This is a genomic window from Bacteroides sp. HPS0048 (assembly GCF_964240755.1).
Lineage (GTDB): Bacteria > Bacteroidota > Bacteroidia > Bacteroidales > Bacteroidaceae > Bacteroides > Bacteroides nordii.
In genome coordinates this window covers 212,052-231,129 of sequence record NZ_CAXSVC010000003.1, presented here as the reverse complement: position 1 = coordinate 231,129, position 19,078 = coordinate 212,052, and the positions used below count along the sequence as shown (strand labels likewise).

Sequence of the window (19,078 nt, the reverse complement as noted above, 5' to 3'; positions counted from 1 at the left end):
TGAAACGCAGAAACTCGCAGATTCACGTAAAGCATATCATCGCTCAAGTATAACGCAGCCATTTAATCTGCGAAAATCTGCGATCATTTGCGTTTCAATAAAACGCTGTCACATAGTATGAACTAAATTTGAAGTACTACTTATGACCAATAACTCTCAACATACAACTTCCAACTATCAACTAATCTCCGTCCTACGTCGTGAATGGATACGGATGACCTCGCGACGCCTTTATTTTGGCGTCTGTATCATCTTGCCATTGTTCACCCTCTTCTTTATGGCTACTATCTTCGGCAACGGACAAATGGAGAATATACCTATCGGCATAGTCGATCAGGACAACACGGCAACTTCACGGACAATAGCAAGAAATATATCTGCAGTACCCACTTTCAAGGTGACCTGCCACTTTACCAATGAAGCTGCCGCCCGTGAAGCGGTACAGCGTAAAGAGATATATGGTTATCTCTCCATCCCTCACAATTTTGAGCAGGATGCTACAACAGGTAATGAGGCCACTCTCTCCTATTATTATCATTATGCATTGCTCTCAGTAGGTGGCGAGCTAATGGCTGCATTCGAAACATCGCTTGCACCGGTAGCATTATCTCCTATAGCAATGCAGGCCGTAGTATTAGGAGTAAACGAACAACAAATAGAAACATTCCTCCTGCCTGTGCAGGCAAATGATCATCCTATATACAATCCGTCTCTGGACTACTCGGTTTACCTGAGCCAACCCTTCTTTTTTGTATTGTTTCAGGTACTCATATTGCTCGTCACAGTGTACAGTGTAGGTAGTGAAATCAAGTTCCGCACCGGAGACAACTGGCTTGCCGTAGCAAAAGGAAACATGGTGAGCGCCATCATGGGTAAACTCTTGCCCTACACCATCATTTTCAGTCTTATTGGTATACTCGGCAATTATGTTATGTTTGGTATACTGCATATTCCCTTTCATGGTAGTTGGCTGCTGATGAATACAATGACCGTACTTTTTGTGATAGCAACTCAAGCACTGGCACTGTTCATCTTCTCCCTGTTTCCGGCAGTGGCACTCATCATCAGCATTGTATCTATGGTAGGTTCACTGGGAGCAACATTGTCCGGGGTTACTTTCCCGGTGGCCAATATGTATCCTTTGGTAAGAGATGCTTCATACCTCTTTCCAATACGTCATTTTACAGAAATTGTACAAACTATGCTCTATTCCGGTGGTGGATTCGTCCATCTATGGCCTTCGGCCGTTTTTCTTTGCATCTTCCCGTTATTAGCGTTAATGATGCTCCCCCACCTGAAACGGGCTATAATCAGTCATAAGTATGAAAACATCCAATAAACTCTCACAACTGTCATTTATTATCACACGCGAATTTCGTGCTATTAGCACCAGTTATGCCGTGCTATTAGTGCTGATGGGAGGTATCTTTGTATACGGATTACTCTACAACTATATGTATGCCCCGAACATTGTTACCAAAGCTCCTATTGCTGTGGTAGATAATTCACACAGTAGTTTGAGCCGGCAATACATACGCTGGCTGAATGCCACACCACAAATAGAAATCTATGCACAGGCAATGGATTATCATGAGGCACAGGAATGGATGAAGGAAGGAAAAATACAAGGTATTCTGTATTTGCCACACAACTTCGAAGATCGGGTATTTCGAGGAGAAGAAGCCATATTCTCACTCTATGCCACTACAGATGCCTTTCTTTATTACGAAGCTCTACAGGAAGCATCATCACGGGTGATGCTTGCCATTAATGATGCCTATCGCCCGGATGGTACCGTATTTCTACCTCCGCAAGGCCTGATAGCTGTAGCTATGGCAAAGCCTGTCAATATCTCAGGTACAGCATTGTACAACTATACCGAAGGATACGGTTCTTATCTTATTCCGGCGGTAATGATGGTCATTATCTTTCAGACATTACTAATGGTTATTGGTATGGTGACGGGAGATGAATATCAAACAGGCGGCATACGTGCCTACCTCCCATTTGGAACGGGATGGAAAACTGCAGCACGTATCGTTACAGGAAAAACATTTGTTTATTGCATGCTGTATGCTCTGTTCGCTTTCTTTCTACTGGGATTGTTACCCCACTTCTTTAGTATTCCCAATATAGGCAGTGGCAAGGATATTATAATCATGCTCATCCCCTACCTGCTGGCAACCAGTTTCTTCGGGCTGGCAGCTTCACGCTGGTTTACCGACTCAGAAGCTCCTCTGCTGATGATTGCTTTCTTCTCCGTGGGATTGATTTTCCTCTCCGGAGTATCCTATCCCATGGAATTAATGCCGTGGTATTGGAAAATGGCACATTATATTATACCGGCAGCACCGGGCACACTTGCTTTTGTAAAACTAAACTCTATGGGAGGAAACATGGCAGATATACGCCCGGAATATATCACGCTGTGGGTACAGACTGTGGTATACTTCGGGCTGGCTGTATGGGTATATAAAGAGAAATTAAAAACGGGCACGCACGTATTTATCAGTACCGGAAGTAAAGGATAAACGAAGCGGAAAGATATATTTTCCTACCTTCTCTGCCACTGACAGTTCGGAAGCTGGTAACTCCATTACTTTTATCAATGAGTAATCATTGGCGTCAACCGCATAATAAAGTTCTGTATGAGGTCTCGTTATTCGTATGGTCCAGTCAAACATATTACCCATAACAGTCATTGCATCTGCTTCAGGATTAAAAGCAGGAATGCCGACTTTCACTACATCATATGTCTTGTTATTAAGTACATAAAGAGTATTGTTTACATCCGTCATAAAAGCCAGTGTCTTACGGTTTTTAAACTCAGTGATAAAAAGATGCTTCAACTCTAATCCGGCAGGTAAATCCACAGCCCGAACATAAGGACGGTCTTTCACTTGTTTCAAGTGAAATAAATGCCGGTTGGCATCCAGTAGCATGTATCCTTCGTCATAGTCTTTACGTGTAGTGGGATTACCCGAAATTTCAAGAGCCGGAAAAACAAAGCCTTTCTTCTTCATCGCCTCCGTGAAACGACTACTCTTTTCATGGTCAATAGTATTGGAGGCAATAGTGACGAACTCAATTCCGGTATCAGTAATACGAAATACATCACCGGGCATTTTCAGATCCACACGACCGGACATAGATTCCAGTAACGGGTATAATCCGATACGAGGAGCATTGATATCCGAAGGAACAGTACGGAAATTAAAGTTCTCCATTTGTACCAACCGCGGAGTTACAGGTACTCCATTTATAGTATCCGGAAATCGTTCATCCGCCATTAGCTGACGAACATAAAACATGGGCAAAATACTGTCAAACTGTGCCTGCGTATAGGTATTACCCGAAAGATCACGCCGAACCATGCCCTTGTCGCCTTCCTGTCCCATCATGGCAAAATCGTCGATGACAAAGCTATACAGGGTAAAAGGAGTCTTCTCCGGTTTGGAAGTAAAGAAGTTATAGCACCAGGGCAATTGCCACACCAGTAGCAAAACAATGGTCACATAAAGTAATATTTGGCTGAAACGTTTCATTATCAATTAGTTTATGAAAGTAAATATGATTTTAATCTTGAGAAGCTGAATCTTCCTGTACGGATAGTATTAGTCTTGCTTCCCTTCCTTAAAGCGAATGACAGAGAGCCATGAAAAACCTGCTATTAACAATGTATAGAGGGTAAGCCAGGGCAAGAAGCTGTTATACGCTTCGGGGGTAGCAGACAAAAAGAACACACGCAAAACCAATACGGTAATAATCAGATTCAGAATGCGACGCTTCCAAGCCGGTTCAAGGCAGACCCAGGAAACAAGCAGATAGGCGGAAACACCTGCCAGATACCACGGAACAGCTGTAAGTAAGATATGGCGCACAAGTTCGGAAGCAAGAATACTTTCCAGATAGACAGCCATCAACAGAAAATTGAGTGCAAAACACACGATCAGTGATAATAACCCATAAAACAACATAGAAGCTACCATACGCAGTTGTGAATAGGGTAAATGAAGTGTCAATTTGAGACATTTACGATGCATTTCGGGCACAAACTGTACCACGGCCAGTAGTAACCCGACAAGCAATGGTATATATTGCAGTAAATCTACAAATACCGCGTCACGTTGCAACATTACTTCCCATACATGTTCTACTCCTTTTAGTTCTACAACCCGATTTATACGCAACATGCTGTATCCGGCAAAACCCAGTGTAACGACTCCGGCCAGCAACAGATACCAGCGGGTCTTGATCCATTCTTTATAAAATATAGCGTTCATAATGTTCTTCATTTAATATTTACCAGTCAGTCCAATAAAAGCATCTTCCAAATTGACACGTTCACTATGAACATCAGTGAAAGGTATTCCCTTTACATTCAGTAAACTTTCTACTTCAACCGGTGAAAGAAACGAGTATGTTTCAAGCGTATTACGTATCACGGAAGGGTGATAAAGCCTTTCTATAGAAGGGCAAGTATATCCCTCCGGTACCGTCCATGTAAAACGGCGTACCTTATCAAGTAATTCTCCAACCGGTTTCTGAATCAGAATCTTACCATAGTCCATCATAATGCAGTCATCTATAAGCCGCTCCATATCTTGTATAATATGGGAGGTGAGAAAAACGGTTTTATTTTCGGCACGGGCATAGTCACGCAGGTAATCCACAAACAGACGACGATAACCGGGATCGAGTCCCAAAGAGAAATCATCGAGTACTAACAACTCTGGATTTTGAGCAAGTATAAGCCCTAAAGCAACCTGCGAACGCTGTCCGCAGGACATACGTGAGATACGTTGTCCGGGAGCAACTTGCAGCTTATTCATCAGCTCATAATAGGCTTCCTTTTTCCATTGTCCCTGATAAAAGGCGGCATAAAATTTTTCTATTTGGGTAATGGTCATGAACTGGTATTGCACATGACCTTCAATCAGCAGTCCGATATTGCGACGTAATGAAGGTTCCATTGTCTGAATATCCTGTCCAAAAATACGGCACTCTCCCGAACGGGGTTTCAGATAGCCACTCAAAATATTAATAGTAGTGGTTTTGCCTGTACCATTCTTCCCCAACAGACCGAGAATACGCCCTTTAGGTACACTAAAAGTTAGATTTTCATATATTAACCGTTTGCCGTAGTAATGGGTCAGGTTGTTACATTCTATGATTGGTTCCATTTATTTGTAATTATTACTATAAAATTCTGATTAGAAAAAGAAGAGAAATGCCAGTGGAATAAGTATTCCTGCTACCAACTCTATCCCTCCCCGCCCGGCAATTCCTTTTTTACCTTTGAGCATGATGATACCGGAAACAGTAATCAGGATAAGGCCAACAGCAAAGATATCGGCAAAGACAGTCCACCACTGTCCGGGGTTATAGTGAAGACGGACCACAGCACTCAAGAAGGGGCGACGGGTCACAGATTCGTAGACGGCAGTTCCTGTCTGTACATTTACCTGCAGGTTAGATCCACCTTTGAGGAACACCTTCATTATCTCCGGCTGGGGAAAGTAATGCTTGGTATAGTTTTTTTCTTCGCCCAATGGTTGCAGAAGAGTAAGCACCGCTGTTTTATCCATGGTTGCTTTTTGAGGCAGAGGGGTAGTAACAGTATATTCGCGTCGTTCTACCGAATAATTGGGATTTATCGTATCCCGGTGATTCATCACGATACCGGATATAGCATATATCAATAACATTCCTGAAAAAAAGAAAGAAAAGTCGCGATGTATAACGCGACTCCACTTCCGGATATTATTACCCTTGAATGTCATAAGAGGATGCTTCAAGGAAATAGAACGACAAATAATCTTTTCCCGTTTTAGCCTTACGATCCGCTATCTTTGCACGAAAATCAGCAATACGTGCTTCAGGGGTATTGGCTGTCTCACCGCGGGCTTTCTTCTCTGTACTACAAGCAGCTTCACCTTCACCATGTTTCTCGGCAGCCTTAGCTTTAAGTTGCGACTCCCAATTTTGCAAATATGCTTCATCCACACGCTGTTCTTTCAATGTTCCGGTGACACGAACAATCGAATTAACGCATTTCTGGTCAAACTTACCGACACTACCGCCTTCAACACGAATCGTTTGTGTATCATCACTCCCCATCAGAAAGATTTTACGACCGCCATGCTTGCATATATGTGTACAAACTCCTTCCACGGTCACCTCCTGTCCGGCAAGTGATTCTGCATCGGCAAGCAGATTATCTATTTCGAGAGCACCGCTGTTGGCGGATTGTTCTACTGTAGTCACTTCTTCCTGAGAAGTTTTCTGTGTTTTGTTTCCACAGGAAGTACCTACAAAAACGAGGGCTGCAATAGCAGCAATAATAGTAATTCTTCTGGTTTTCATTATTTTTGTTTTAGTATATGTAAATGAATGTTATAAACTCTGCAAAGTTACACATCCTGCTATGGATATAAATACCCCGAAATAGGTATTCTCCACTTAGACAAGACAATAGATGTACCCATAATTAGGTAAAACAACGAAAGCGGTATTGAATCAATGCTGCGTTATGTTCTCATAACACACGGATAAGACGGATAAAATAAAACGAATGACAACGGATCTTTTATCTTGTTTATTGATAATCAAAGAAAAAATCTGCTCCGTCGTCATCCGCCTTATCTGATCCGGTCTTATCCGTATGCTATAAAAAACACAAAACTATTTATCTCACATAAACTTTATAAGAAGTATTTTCTACTTTCACAATATAGAATCCACGAGGTAGAGCATACTCATAAGTACCCTCCTGCATCTGCTCACGCATGACAATGCGTCCATCCATAGTTGAGACAAGAACAGAAGCTGATTGGGCAAGTATCATATGCAGTGTTGCATCGGTTGCCCAAACCTGTACTTCTTTTGACAGATCCGTATCCGTAATGCCTGTTCCTCCTGTGGAACGGAAAACAATCTCAACTGTTGTATTTTCGGCAGCAGTACGGAATGTTTTCACTCCTTCAGCCAGCAATACGCCATTAACACGTAAAGCTTCAAACTCATAACCGTTGTCCGGTGTAACGGCTAATTCTACTGCTATGTTTCGCTTCAGGAAGAAAGTAGCAGAATCTTTGGCAAGTACGGCAACGGGCTTGGTCAGTGTATAAGTTCCATGCTCCGGTTCTTCTACTGTAAATATATAGGCAGGAGTCGATACTGTATTCTTTGTACCGAAAGTAGGACAGGATGTTTTAGAAGAAGTCCATTGCAGATAGGTAGTCAATTCAATATTATTCAGATATCCGGCAAAACCAGACATTTCGGTAGCAATAGCACTTCCATACATTTCAGTTTCAGTAAGAGCATTTCCTTCTGAGTTGAGATCTGTAGCGGCAGTAACAGTGTTTTCCAGATAATAGCTGCGTGTAATAATACCCGGCTTATCTTTACTGGTATTCTGTCCTACAATTCCACCTGCATACTTAACAGCGGTTGTTACTGTAGCTGAGTTAATACAATTTTTTACTTCAGAATAAGCATTGATCATGGCTACAATACCTCCGGCCGCATTTGCAGCAGAAGTAATCACACCTGTATTATAGCTATTAGCGATAAGACTACGCGCCGGTCCTGCAGTAGGTGACTGCAACATAGCAACCAATCCTCCAACTGTTCCTTTACCGGAAAGAGCACCGGTATTAAAACAGTTGTATATTGTACAAACGGCATTATTATCACCAAGGCGTGCGGCAATACCGCCTACCATCATATTGGTTGAAGTAATAGTACCTGTATTAGAACAGAGAGAAATAACTGTTTGTGCACCAATAGCGTCTCCAACGATACCACCTACGTACATTCCCGATGCTTCAATTGCAGCAGCATTGTGACAGTTTGTGATAACAGTATTGCTTATACCTCCTGCCACAGCACCGAAATATTGTTGTGTAGAAGAAAGCTTACAATTGGCAGCAATACTCACATTCTTAATCTCAGCACCACTGGCAGATCCAAATAATCCGGCATATTTTATAGTGGCATTGATATACATATTCTGTATCGAAAAGTCATTACCATCAAAGATTCCACCAAACTTATTCGTCTCAGTTCCTATAGGTACCCATAATAAGGTTTCACCTGCCGCATTGTTCACACCAAGATCAATATCAGACATCAGCTTAACAGTCGTTTCAATATTCGTTTCTCCGGCATTCACTTTAGATGCAACATAAGCAAGCCCTTTAGCTGTATATACCTCATAGGCCGTGCCATCCAGTTTATAGTCGGTAGAAGCAACAGCATGTTGTGCCATATCCGCCCATGTGGTGGCTGTACCTGCATTAAAGAGCAGTTCTATCTTTACATCTTCTGCAGGCATTGCAAATGTATTACCGGTTTTGGCTTCTTCACCCAATTTAAATCCGGAGAAATTGTATCCCTGATAAGCAGTTACGGCAAGAACAACCTGAGCACCGGCTTCACTGTAAAGAGACATTGCGTCATCCGAAGCCAAAGGAGATGCAGATAGTTCACCCAACAGAGTAGGCACTATACTGACCCGGTAGGTTTGAGTAGCAGCATCATTACCTAATGCCACATATTCACCTGCAACAGATGTCCATGTAACAGCACCCAGTGTTCCTCCGGTACGTTGGTTCTCGTAACCGGCACCAAGAGTCAGTTCTTTTGCCAGTTTCTCACTTTTCAATTGCTCATCTGTAAGTACGGTAAAAGGAATGGTTCCGGCAGACAACCCGTTATCTATCGAATAATTACGAATAAGGGTAGTATGTGTAGTTGTCATAACGATACTATGTCCTGTACCGCTTACTTCACCCAGATTTACACAGTTTGCCATTCGTCCTTTCAATGCAGCGGCAGACATTCCTCCGGCAGCCTGTCCGATAATACCGCCACCATTGATTACCTTTCCGGCATTGATGCAATTGAGTACCTGATAATCACCATAGCCATACCCGGTAAGTCCGCCTGCTTTGTTGGAAGCTTCCTTAATCTCTCCGTAGTTCACACAGTTCACCAGAGTGTCCGCCTGAATATATCCGCAAATTCCTCCTACATATCCGCCATTATCAATGTTTCCATAGTTCCGGCTATTAGCAACGTAGCATTTGGCACGTGCCGCTCCTACCAGTCCACCAATATGTATATTCTGGTTTTTAATGACAGAAACTTCGCCCCGGTTGGTACATCCGATGATGCGGCTTTCGATTACGGAAGCTGCCAAAGCACCGGCAACGGCAACCGTTTTGGTAGTTGTAAACTTTGACTTTTCACCGATTGTCACATTGCGTATAATAGCTTTGTTGAGAGCACCGAAGAAACCGGAACAATCCACATCCCCACTCACATTTACACCGTCAATGGTGTGTCCTTGTCCGTCAAAAGTACCCTGGAAATAGATTTCTGTTCTATTGCGGATATAGTTACCAATCGGTGTCCATAATACCGGTGCGTCATCCACTGTTGCAGTAAGATCGATATCATTACCCAACTTCACCGTTTTTCCATCGAAGGTATACTTATATGTATTCACCAGAATAGAAAGTCCGGCAAGCTCTTCAGGCTTCGTTAATGTATATTCTGTCGCAGATTTATGTTCCGTATACCAAAGGGTATCTGGTTTTTGACTGTCATCCGTCCAGTTTGCAGCAGAGACAGATGCCGGGAGCAATGCTGCCGTCAGCATCAGTGTCCCGGAGATGAGAAGTAATTGTTTTTTCATTTAATTCTTGTTTTTAATTATAAATAATTGAATAATATGCCTATTAAATAATGTGCCAATATGCCAATTGAGCTGCGTAGAACAAACCAACCGGATCGAAATCTTTCTCCTCCTTCCTCTCTGAAAAAAAATCAGATTGTATGGTCACACTGCATAGTAACTGTCAATTGTCAACTGTCAAATTGTCAACTCTAAAAGGCTACCCCAACAGAAGCCGTAACATAATCAGAAGCCATTTTCCCGGCCTGTTGCCATCCATGCTCATAGCGAACGGCAAGGAAAAGACTGTAACTGGTTCGCGGAGAATAATCACAACGAACAGCCACACAGATCAAAGCGTTATCTTCTGAAAGATAGCGATAGTTACTATACACAGGTGCATTAAGCCCTTCATCCATCGCCTGCTGAGACTCCCCTGTGTGGGAAGTACCGGATAAAAGTAAAGACGGAGAAACAGAAGCTGTATAAAGAGCACCTACCTCACCCTGCAACAGGTAACGCCCGTAAGGGCGAGAAGCACGCAATAAGATCTCACCAGTCAGATGATTAATATCCATCTGCCGTTTCGGATATACATAACGCGTACGTATACTTCTGTACTTCACAGCGGGTAGTATGGAGTACCGCACATCTCCCGCACTAATATGTTCATAAAAGCCCGAAAGCCCCACTTGAGCCACATCATTATAATACATCTTCTCCGAAGCAATCAGAGGATAAGTATTATTAGCCGCATCACCAAACAGATTTTCCGTACCTGTACGTTTGACGAAAGAAGCTTCTCCTTTTACTCCCCATTGATATACTGTAGAAAGATTGCGCCAAGCTGCCTCGGCTTTCACTGTATGTTCGCCCACCTCTGCCATAGGCAGTTCATTGAGTGAAGAAATTATTTTATCAAAAGTGAAGTAGTCATAAGCCACCGAAGCCGTGAATCCTGTTGTACCGGCCTCATAAGGTAACAGATTAATACTTCCGCCAAAGGCCCTTCCTTTATAAAACGTTTTTCCCCTGTTACCACGAAAACGATAATAATCAGTACCCATCCCTGTGAGGTGATAGATATTGGGAACACCCAATTCGTTATAGAAAACCAGCTCATTGGTCTGCTTATACTTACGTGCACGAAGCGAAACACCCGCAACGTACGAAGCCCCTAATTTCGTTACTACGCCAACAGCTACATTCAAATCACCCGTTAAGTTTTTGGGACGGGGATCGGCATTACGGTATTCAATATTAGCACAATAAGAAGCATCAACTCCAAAGGTGAAACGTCCGGTCTGCCGGGCATATCCTCCGGCAAAGTAGTATTGTTCGGACTTTAGATTTCCTCCTACCGTATCGCCCATAACATAGGGATAGAGCAACGTGTAGTCGGATGTTTCATTCCAGTTGCGTCCCAACTTCTTTCCATTCACGTAACGGGCCTCTCCCCAAAGACTACTCTGCCCCTTACGGATGAAAGAATTGACATCAACCAGTCCCATTCGTCTGCCATTGCCTTCCTGAATAACAAAAGGCTGCTGTTCGTGCCGATACTCCCCTCCTGCACGGAGTTCGTTCAACGTATAAGTATACTGCCTGAATTTCATTGCAGGATTGGTATAAACTAATGAAAAGAAATCCTTTTCTGCCGATGACTGATTGGCATTTATACGACGCTGCACCGATAAACTATCAGCAGCATACACGCCTCGGCAGCCTGCAGAAAATAATATAATAATGATAACGATTCTGCCCATTATGTATTTTGTTCTATATAGATACATCTCAGTTCCTTACCGGTTGTACTCCGTCATACGTCACTATCTCTGCAATTGTACCATCGGCATTCATAGCCGTATGTTGCTGCTCGATGATGGAAGGTACACACTCTGTGTTAAAGTCATCCGTAGAATTATTGGTATCCTGAAGTACACGGTTTCCCTTATCGTCAAGATAAAGCATCTTGCGCCGTACACTCTTAAAGTATCGTGTAGGATCTTTATCCATCTTACCACAATGAGTCCACCCGGCATCCACCGTAGGCGGAAGAACATTCCATACCCGCTCTGTCCCGACGCTGCAATTCACTCCGTCCACAATCCAGTCGTTGGGAAGTTTATATGCCTTTTGTGTCATCGGGTAGTTGCCTTGCGGCAGTTGCATGATGTAGTTATAGCGATAGAAATATTTCTTCAGATAGTCTTCTTTAGAGGTATTGATCCGCGCCAGTGCATACGAACGGAAACCACGATTATGAAGTACCCAAAAAGATAACGTATAACAATACCACTTATCCAGATTAGGTACGGTTTTACTGTCAATATCCATATTATTGGGTTCCGTAGAAACATCATACCATTCAAAATCGGCGGCGCTCAGATCAAAGGAGTTCGGATTGGCTACGCGATGATCGATCCCGGTATCACACAAAATCATACTCTGCCCGGGAAGAACCGGATGTTCTTTACCGCTTCCCGGCACTACATAGATGGCATGTACCGTCATTGTATCCTCACGGATATCCGGAGTATAGTCATACTTTTCTGTAGAAATAAACTTAGACTCCACCAATGCCAGCCCATCGGCATAGAGTATACGGTCTGTATTGTTATATATCTTCACATAATCGTCGCCATAATACTGCTTATTACTCGCACGTAGTGTTCCGGTAAAAAAGATCTCTTCAATGATAAAATCATTCTCATCAATAAGTAAATGAGTGTTCATCGTAAAAGAAGTCTCACTGCCAATCAGTTTTACAGACTCACTGGCTCCGCGTAAACGTCCTTCTATCTGATCTCCGTTTTCCTGGTAAGTAACATCCGCTTTATAGAAGCAGTTGTAAAGCCCTTGAGGTAATACAGGAGTTTGGGATGCGGGTATTTTAACCGATTCACCGGTAGCAACATTGACAAAGGTCAACGTATCATGTGATACAGCTCCGGCTGATATACCTTCGGGAAAATTAATCGTAATCCCAGCGGTAGTGCGGGAAACATCCTCTGAATCATTACAGGCAGTAACGGTCAATACCATTGCTAAAGCCAGGAGGTTGATAACTTTTCTATATTTCATAATCTTTCAAATAAACACTTATAAAGTAAAATTCAATTCCATACCGAAATACGGATTTACATTCCGACGAATCGTCTGCCCATTGCTCGTAAAGTCGGGAGTATAATCCAGCAACCTATTGGCAAAGAATGAGAGACTCATATATTTGCCTATCTTCTTGGTTGCTTTAAGGTTGACGTAAAAAGCCATAGGCACAGTGTACTTATCAAACATCCCCGAACTAAACGGGATGATGAGGTGCTGCAAATAAAGATCTTCCCGGGAAACATCGGTATATGGATGTAACTGACCATCTTCGGCAGAGAGATAAGCCATAGGGACGCCTTCTTTGTATTTGGTTTGTTTGCTGGTGAACCACATACACTGCACAGAGGTAGAGAAAATCAATCCCCATTCCGGTATTTGTGTATCCAGCATCAGATTGGTGTTGAACTGTTGGTAAGTATTGCCATCGTTCCAATCATAGAGTCCCACATAACGGTCGGAAATAGATACGTCATTTACTACTTCACTAACCGTACGAAACGTAGGCAGGCTATTAGTATACGTGGAACGAAACCAAGCGCCACTTACGTTTATAGCTGTACGTAAGGGCTTTATACGTTTAGAGTTAAACAAGAACTCTACTCCTTCTTTAAGTAAATAACTGCCATTGGCTGCCTTTGAATACCCATCCAGTTTTTTTGTTTCGGTATATGGCAGGTCTGCCAGATCGGGTGGTCCCTGAAGTTCGGAACTTACTATGTTACCATCATCATACTTCTTGTAAAAATAAGAAGCATAAGAAGCCATATAACGGAATCCGGAATTCATCGTCTCCCGGAAATAAGTCACCGAGAGGCGGTTTCCATTGTAAGCAAAATCGGTGCGAATCTCCCACTTCTTATTACGGGCGGCCCGAAGATCATAGTTAGTACGATCTTCTACATACGTACGTATGTTGAAACGGCTGTTTTGTTCCGGATGAAGAGCATCATAATACCCCAACTGAATGATGTCGTTATAATACTTATTGGGGAAAAGATAGTCCAATGTAGGCATTCTGGTGGTCCAGCCTACCCCACCTCCCAAAGAGATGTTGAGATCATGACCTCCCACACGGATCGCAGGAAAGACCCATTGGACATTGAGACGCGGGTCGAGGTAGAACTTGCCATTCAGCGTATATCGTTTGTCAAGACCGATAAGCGACAGGGCACGCAATCCTCCCATTATTTCCAGCTTGTGGGTCCCCATACGTACAGTGGCTATATCCTCGGCAAAGAAAGCAAGGTTCTGTAAAGCCGGAATATCTTTGTAAGCACGCGGACGACTACTCCATCCTCCGGTAGAAAGCGGACGGCTAAGATCATACACTTCTCCCCGTCCAAAGTTCTTGGTATAACCCCATTCCGTACCTGTACGGGCATTGTTCGTTAACCAGCTGGGACCAAAAGTAAAATCTCCTTTCAATTTGACGAAAATATCAAAAGGCTTACCATCACTCAGATAGTCGGCAATATATTCTTTAAAAAGTAAGGTTGCATCATGTTCTCCCCCTTCTACCGTAGAAGGTACAATAGCATAACGTTGCGGAGCAACAAGCTTACGGCGTTCGAGACGGTCAAACTGAGCACTTACAGAAGAGTTTAACCCTATTCCCTTAATGGCCTTTATCCGGGGGAATGTCCAGAAGAAATTATTGGTTAGTGAAGCACGATTATAAATGGTCTTGTAAGTATCGGTGTTACCATAATTCAGCTCAGGGTCTAACTTATCATTATCAAAGGAACCGGTATAGTCGATGGCAGGTTCATAACGCATGGTCCATGTATCATGTTTCCAGTTCCATGTGAAACGCAGGGAAGCATTGATACGTTTATAGTTCTCCAGATTATTGCGCGGATCGGGTTTGGCATCAAGATAACCGATATCGGCATTCATCACAAGATCTTCGCTCCAAGGTAGTGCAAAACCTTTTCCAACAGCCAGTAACTTACTGTACCCATCGGCTTTGAAACGTGCATTGAGAGGAGTTACTTTACGTATCTTCTTTATATTGATCATTCCACTGGTGAGATTGCCATATTCGGCAGAGGGAATACCACGTACTACCTCTACACTTTCTATGTCGTCTGTAGAGATAGAACGCATATCCACACCCCGGTTTACTATATTGCGACCACTTTCCACCGTATCATCAGATCCGGGTATTGCCTGCAGGTTGGCATCCGTATTAATAGGAATGCCATCGACAACGAAAAGTGTGCCCAGTGAAGTAATAGAATAATCCTTCCCCACGGCAGTCTTGTTACCATTAGAATCTATTCCTCCTGTTTCACGAAGAGTCATTGTATTGGCAGCTCCCATATCCGGGTCACGTGACATCCCACCGGGAAGAAGTTCAAGCAAATCGGTGAAGCTGGTGGGCTGAAGATGCGCCATAGCAGGACGGTCTATCCGGGAGGTAGTAACGATGCCTTTGGATTCTGTGGCGGTAATGATTACTTCGTTCAGTTGATTGTCCGACCGGAGAGAAATGGTAAGATGAGTGCTACGTTGTAAATCAAGTGTTTTCTGGTAACGTCCATAGCCGATAAAAGAAACTTTAAGTGTATAAGAACCCGGAATAACTGCAGGCAGATGAAAGTCTCCGTTATCACCCGCCACGACCGAATACCGTTGTTTGCCTTCCAGCTGAATAGTAGCATAAGGAAGTGATTCCCGGGTGATGGCATCCCGAACTATACCACTAAAGATTATCTTATCTTCGGCTACAAGGGTCTGTATGGGAAGTAGAAAAGTGATACACAAAAGAATACTATAAATTATCGTTTCGCGATTCATAAAATCTTAAAGTAGTTTAGATAAGTAATACATCACCATTAAATGATTATTTAGCGGATTATTATTGAAACGCAAATAAACGCGTATGAACGCAGATTTCCTATAAGGAATATTGTTTTCAAGCAGAACGCAGCTATCTAATTTGCGAAAATCTGCGATCATTTACGTTTCAATAAATTCATATTATAGAGTATACTAATTTTGAATCAATACTTATCATATTAATAGACGAAGTTTATTGGGGTTTTAAATTAAGAAACTGTTTTGATTTAGCCCATAAGCATAATAGTCTCTCTAACTCCATATCATTAACAGAGAATCCCCCTATCGTTAAAGAACTACCGTTTTACACCCGTTTACGATATAAAGTCCTGCCGCCAACGAATGAACTGTACGTCCCGCTGAAACATAAAAACTATCAACAAGCCTGCCGTCAATACCATATATACGTACTTGACAGGCAGTAGCAGTCTCTACGGTTATTTCTCCCCGACCGGAATATATACGGAATGTATCATCCGAAATACCAGCAGGTATATCCCCTATACCCGTTACAATTGATGAGATATCATGCCCTGTAAAGACACAGGCCCGGTAGTTGGCATCACCATTATTAATCACCTCCAATGTCATGTCACTTCCCGGAAAGGTTGCCGATTTATTAGCATTCATTGCCGAGATCAGACGGTTTCCTATAAGAACACCTCCCTGGGTAGCTGTCATTAAAGAGTTCTTAAGTGGATATGTCTGTAGGTTTCCCAATACTTCATCAAGTACATAAAGATTAGAAGTACCATACAAATCATATCCCGGAGCCAGTAGTTTACCATCCTTGGGCAGGATATCTTCTACTTCCGTCAGCCCTCCCTCTATTTTCACCGCATTCTTCACTGTTCCGTCTTCTGCACTACATTTTAGTATATATGCACGCAGTCCGTTCGTCATTGGAAGATCATTTTCGAGCCATACCTTATCGCCTTCCATCATATTGCCATAAAAAGAACCTCCGAGATATAAATCATTCCCTGAAACAGAGATACAGGTAGGTTTCACACGAGCACTGGCTTGTGTGACAGGATGCTGTACCGATCGCAATACACGCGCCCATTTCACATCACCGGCTGTAGAAATACAACTGTAGAAAAGACAATCCTTATCAGTAGGAACCAGACGACTGCTGCCCAGACTGATCGCTTTTTCTCCATCACCATGTAGATAACCGCTCACATATAGATTTTCTCCGGACAAGCAAATACTTTTAGGTGTTTCACTGGTAATCTGCCCTTTGGTGGTTATCCCCCATTGAGCCTCTCCGGCAGCGTTGAGTTTCACAACAAAAAGATCACCGGGCACTGTACCTTGCACATCTCCATTCCATCCTTCTACATTGTGGGGAGAACTGAGATTGGCACTGCGTCCAAAGTTTATAGAAGTACGGTAAACACCTGTCAGATAGAGATTATTATCTCCGTCAGCCACCATATCATTAATCTCAAAGTTATCACTAAGTTTCTTTTTACTTCCGTCTATTGTCACTACCTTATAATCCACCGGAATACGTTTTGCCCATTCTATCTTGCCATCTTTACTGATTTTAGCAATAACGGGCTGGTAAACACCACCGTATGTTTCATAATCGGGAGCATCCCAGTTCACAACAGTTTCGACACCTTCACTGTCTACGAAACTACAAATGACATCACTCCGATAGGCTCCTTTCTCAGAATGGCGCATTTTAAGAGCTAACACTGCACCACCATCATTCGTAGGCGCTATGGCTCCACCGCTATCAAAGTATCCGGCATTGGTGCAGACTCCCCAGATAAGGTGCCCGTCGGTATCAACTTTATAGAGGGTCATATTCTTGTTCCCGTCTTTAGTTGTCATATCAAGTGCACCGGTAGAGGTTTTCTCTGAGGTTCCGGAACCGTCCGCAATATTGTAATAATAATAATCTGTAGTTTTGGAGTACCCTTTGTTAATCTCTCCGTCAGGATCATAACTACTCTCCTGGGCGCTGGATGCAAAGTCATTGAAAAGAAACACGTTACCATCCGAAGAAGGTTTGATATCATGGGGAATTTCAAGTCCCATACCGTCTTGTGCAGTAACCCATTGTAAAGTGGGATTCTGGGCAGTAAGTCCTGCTGTTAGCAGACAAAAAATAAAAGTAATAGTAGTTGTTTTCTCATTCATAATAATAAAGGTGTAATTAAAATAGTCAATAGTTCCGGAGCGGATATCTGTAATTTATTATCAGATAGAAATACAGAAAAAAGCGGAACATTACGGGTTGTAAAGGTAGAGAGAAGCACCGGGGTACACAATCGTCACTAATTGGTATATTAAAAAGGGTATTATAGCAAAAGTAGCTATTAGTAGGTAACAATTAACCGAACAGATGATAAAGGAAACACCTGATGATGATAGCATTACGTAAAAAAAGAACTTCCATACACATTCCCTTCTATCATTATCCAAACAGAAAAGTAAGTAAATTAATCTCCATGAATACATCTCCATGAGAGAATATATCTATCTTTGTTGTCCCAAAATCAAAAACAATTCATGAAACAATCACAAGTTATACTCATCACCGGCGCCTCTTCGGGGTTCGGAAAGATAACGGCACAAACTCTCGCTGCACAAGGACATATCGTATATGGCACAAGCCGAAAGCAAACCGAGAACAAAGGAAATGTGACGATGCTTGTTGCAGACGTTACTGATAACAGTTCTATACATTGCGTAGTGGAACATATAATGAAAGAGCGGGGACGCATTGATGTACTGATAAACAATGCCGGCATGGGCATCGGCGGTGCACTGGAACTGGCAACTGATAAAGAAATTGCCCTGCAAATGGATACGAATTTTCTGGGTATGGTTCGTGTATGTCGTTCCGTACTACCCATCATGCGCAGGCAACGTAAAGGAAAGATAATCAATATCAGTTCTATCGCAGGACTAATAGCAGTACCCTACCAGGGCTTTTATTCTGCTTCAAAGTTCGCAATAGAAGGATACAGTGAAGCTCTTTCGCTGGAAGTACATCCATTTGGTATCAAAGTATGCGTGGTGGAACCGGGAGATTTTAATACAGGATTTACAGCCAACCGGAATATCTCTGCCGCCACCCTGAACAGTTCCGACTACGGGCAATACTTTACAGATACACTAAAGATTATAGAAGAAGCTGAAACAAACGGTTGCGCGCCTTCAAAGTTTGCAACCGCCGTATTGAAATTAGTAGAAAAAGAGAACCCTCCTTTCCGTACACTTACCGGACCGTTGTCGCAAGTGATGTTTGCCAAAGTTAAGGGCTGGCTTCCGGGAAAGGTCATCCGGTATGCACTGCGCACATTTTATAAAATAAAGAAATAGTAAAGAAAAGTATCTGTTTCCTGTAAAATAAATCCTTATTTACTTGACTTTCATAAAGAAACAGGTTATCTTTGTAAACGTAATCATAAAATAGATTCG

General features: G+C 42.6%; 13 protein-coding genes. 3 read left to right on the top strand and 10 right to left on the bottom strand.

What is annotated here, in order from left to right; genetic code table 11:
* The first annotated feature begins 142 nt into the window (after positions 1 to 142).
* Positions 143 to 1,339: an ABC transporter permease gene (locus ACESQI_RS03685; protein ID WP_195660377.1), complete on the top strand. Its 1,197-nt coding sequence runs from the start codon at positions 143 to 145 to the stop codon at positions 1,337 to 1,339.
* A complete protein-coding gene (locus ACESQI_RS03680; RefSeq protein ID WP_007485703.1) occupies positions 1,323 to 2,531 on the top strand; it encodes an ABC transporter permease in 1,209 nt (402 codons plus the stop codon). Before ACESQI_RS03685 ends, ACESQI_RS03680 begins: the two co-directional genes overlap by 17 nt.
* Here ACESQI_RS03680 and ACESQI_RS03675 read toward each other — a convergent pair.
* From ACESQI_RS03675 to ACESQI_RS03630, 10 genes are all read right to left on the bottom strand, one after another.
* Positions 2,484 to 3,545: a DUF4857 domain-containing protein gene (locus ACESQI_RS03675; protein ID WP_007485704.1), complete on the bottom strand. Its 1,062-nt coding sequence runs from the start codon at positions 3,543 to 3,545 to the stop codon at positions 2,484 to 2,486. The two genes, ACESQI_RS03680 and ACESQI_RS03675, sit on opposite strands and share 48 nt — an antisense overlap.
* A 69-nt stretch (positions 3,546 to 3,614) precedes the next feature.
* Positions 3,615 to 4,283: a hypothetical protein gene (locus tag ACESQI_RS03670; RefSeq protein ID WP_007485705.1), complete on the bottom strand. Its 669-nt coding sequence runs from the start codon at positions 4,281 to 4,283 to the stop codon at positions 3,615 to 3,617.
* A 12-nt stretch (positions 4,284 to 4,295) separates the two neighbouring features.
* Positions 4,296 to 5,183, bottom strand: coding sequence for an ABC transporter ATP-binding protein (locus ACESQI_RS03665; RefSeq protein ID WP_007485706.1), 888 nt, complete (start codon positions 5,181 to 5,183; stop codon positions 4,296 to 4,298).
* 30 nt (positions 5,184 to 5,213) lie between these two features.
* Complete coding sequence (locus ACESQI_RS03660; protein WP_007485708.1) at positions 5,214 to 5,783, bottom strand: PepSY-associated TM helix domain-containing protein; 570 nt, start codon at positions 5,781 to 5,783, stop codon at positions 5,214 to 5,216.
* On the bottom strand, positions 5,767 to 6,366 hold the full coding sequence (locus tag ACESQI_RS03655) for an OB-fold nucleic acid binding domain-containing protein (RefSeq protein ID WP_007485710.1): 600 nt from the start codon (positions 6,364 to 6,366) through the stop codon (positions 5,767 to 5,769). Before ACESQI_RS03655 ends, ACESQI_RS03660 begins: the two co-directional genes overlap by 17 nt.
* A 322-nt stretch (positions 6,367 to 6,688) precedes the next feature.
* A complete protein-coding gene (locus tag ACESQI_RS03650) occupies positions 6,689 to 9,706 on the bottom strand; it encodes a hypothetical protein (protein WP_007485712.1) in 3,018 nt (1,005 codons plus the stop codon).
* A gap of 191 nt (positions 9,707 to 9,897) precedes the next feature.
* A complete protein-coding gene (locus tag ACESQI_RS03645; RefSeq protein ID WP_122202026.1) occupies positions 9,898 to 11,451 on the bottom strand; it encodes a DUF6850 family outer membrane beta-barrel protein in 1,554 nt (517 codons plus the stop codon).
* 28 nt (positions 11,452 to 11,479) lie between these two features.
* Positions 11,480 to 12,769: a DUF4876 domain-containing protein gene (locus ACESQI_RS03640; RefSeq protein WP_007485716.1), complete on the bottom strand. Its 1,290-nt coding sequence runs from the start codon at positions 12,767 to 12,769 to the stop codon at positions 11,480 to 11,482.
* Positions 12,770 to 12,787: 18 nt separating this feature from the next.
* Positions 12,788 to 15,595, bottom strand: coding sequence for a carboxypeptidase-like regulatory domain-containing protein (locus ACESQI_RS03635; protein ID WP_373125458.1), 2,808 nt, complete (start codon positions 15,593 to 15,595; stop codon positions 12,788 to 12,790).
* A gap of 330 nt (positions 15,596 to 15,925) precedes the next feature.
* Entirely contained in the window at positions 15,926 to 17,791 is a 1,866-nt protein-coding gene (locus ACESQI_RS03630) for a hypothetical protein (protein WP_007485720.1), read from the bottom strand.
* 372 nt (positions 17,792 to 18,163) lie between these two features.
* Between ACESQI_RS03630 and ACESQI_RS03625 the strand changes: the two genes are divergently transcribed.
* Positions 18,164 to 18,979: an SDR family oxidoreductase gene (locus ACESQI_RS03625; RefSeq protein WP_007485721.1), complete on the top strand. Its 816-nt coding sequence runs from the start codon at positions 18,164 to 18,166 to the stop codon at positions 18,977 to 18,979.
* The last annotated feature ends 99 nt before the right edge of the window (positions 18,980 to 19,078 follow it).

What these genes read in the sequence shown, in the direction of transcription:
- ACESQI_RS03685 (WP_195660377.1), top strand. Translation starts at nt 143, where the DNA reads ATGACCAATAACTCTCAACATACAACTTCCAACTATCAACTAATCTCC.
- ACESQI_RS03680 (WP_007485703.1), top strand. Translation starts at nt 1,323, where the DNA reads ATGAAAACATCCAATAAACTCTCACAACTGTCATTTATTATCACACGC.
- ACESQI_RS03675 (WP_007485704.1), bottom strand. Translation starts at nt 3,545, where the DNA reads ATGAAACGTTTCAGCCAAATATTACTTTATGTGACCATTGTTTTGCTA.
- ACESQI_RS03670 (WP_007485705.1), bottom strand. Translation starts at nt 4,283, where the DNA reads ATGAACGCTATATTTTATAAAGAATGGATCAAGACCCGCTGGTATCTG.
- ACESQI_RS03665 (WP_007485706.1), bottom strand. Translation starts at nt 5,183, where the DNA reads ATGGAACCAATCATAGAATGTAACAACCTGACCCATTACTACGGCAAA.
- ACESQI_RS03660 (WP_007485708.1), bottom strand. Translation starts at nt 5,783, where the DNA reads ATGACATTCAAGGGTAATAATATCCGGAAGTGGAGTCGCGTTATACAT.
- ACESQI_RS03655 (WP_007485710.1), bottom strand. Translation starts at nt 6,366, where the DNA reads ATGAAAACCAGAAGAATTACTATTATTGCTGCTATTGCAGCCCTCGTT.
- ACESQI_RS03650 (WP_007485712.1), bottom strand. Translation starts at nt 9,706, where the DNA reads ATGAAAAAACAATTACTTCTCATCTCCGGGACACTGATGCTGACGGCA.
- ACESQI_RS03645 (WP_122202026.1), bottom strand. Translation starts at nt 11,451, where the DNA reads ATGGGCAGAATCGTTATCATTATTATATTATTTTCTGCAGGCTGCCGA.
- ACESQI_RS03640 (WP_007485716.1), bottom strand. Translation starts at nt 12,769, where the DNA reads ATGAAATATAGAAAAGTTATCAACCTCCTGGCTTTAGCAATGGTATTG.
- ACESQI_RS03635 (WP_373125458.1), bottom strand. Translation starts at nt 15,595, where the DNA reads ATGAATCGCGAAACGATAATTTATAGTATTCTTTTGTGTATCACTTTT.
- ACESQI_RS03630 (WP_007485720.1), bottom strand. Translation starts at nt 17,791, where the DNA reads ATGAATGAGAAAACAACTACTATTACTTTTATTTTTTGTCTGCTAACA.
- ACESQI_RS03625 (WP_007485721.1), top strand. Translation starts at nt 18,164, where the DNA reads ATGAAACAATCACAAGTTATACTCATCACCGGCGCCTCTTCGGGGTTC.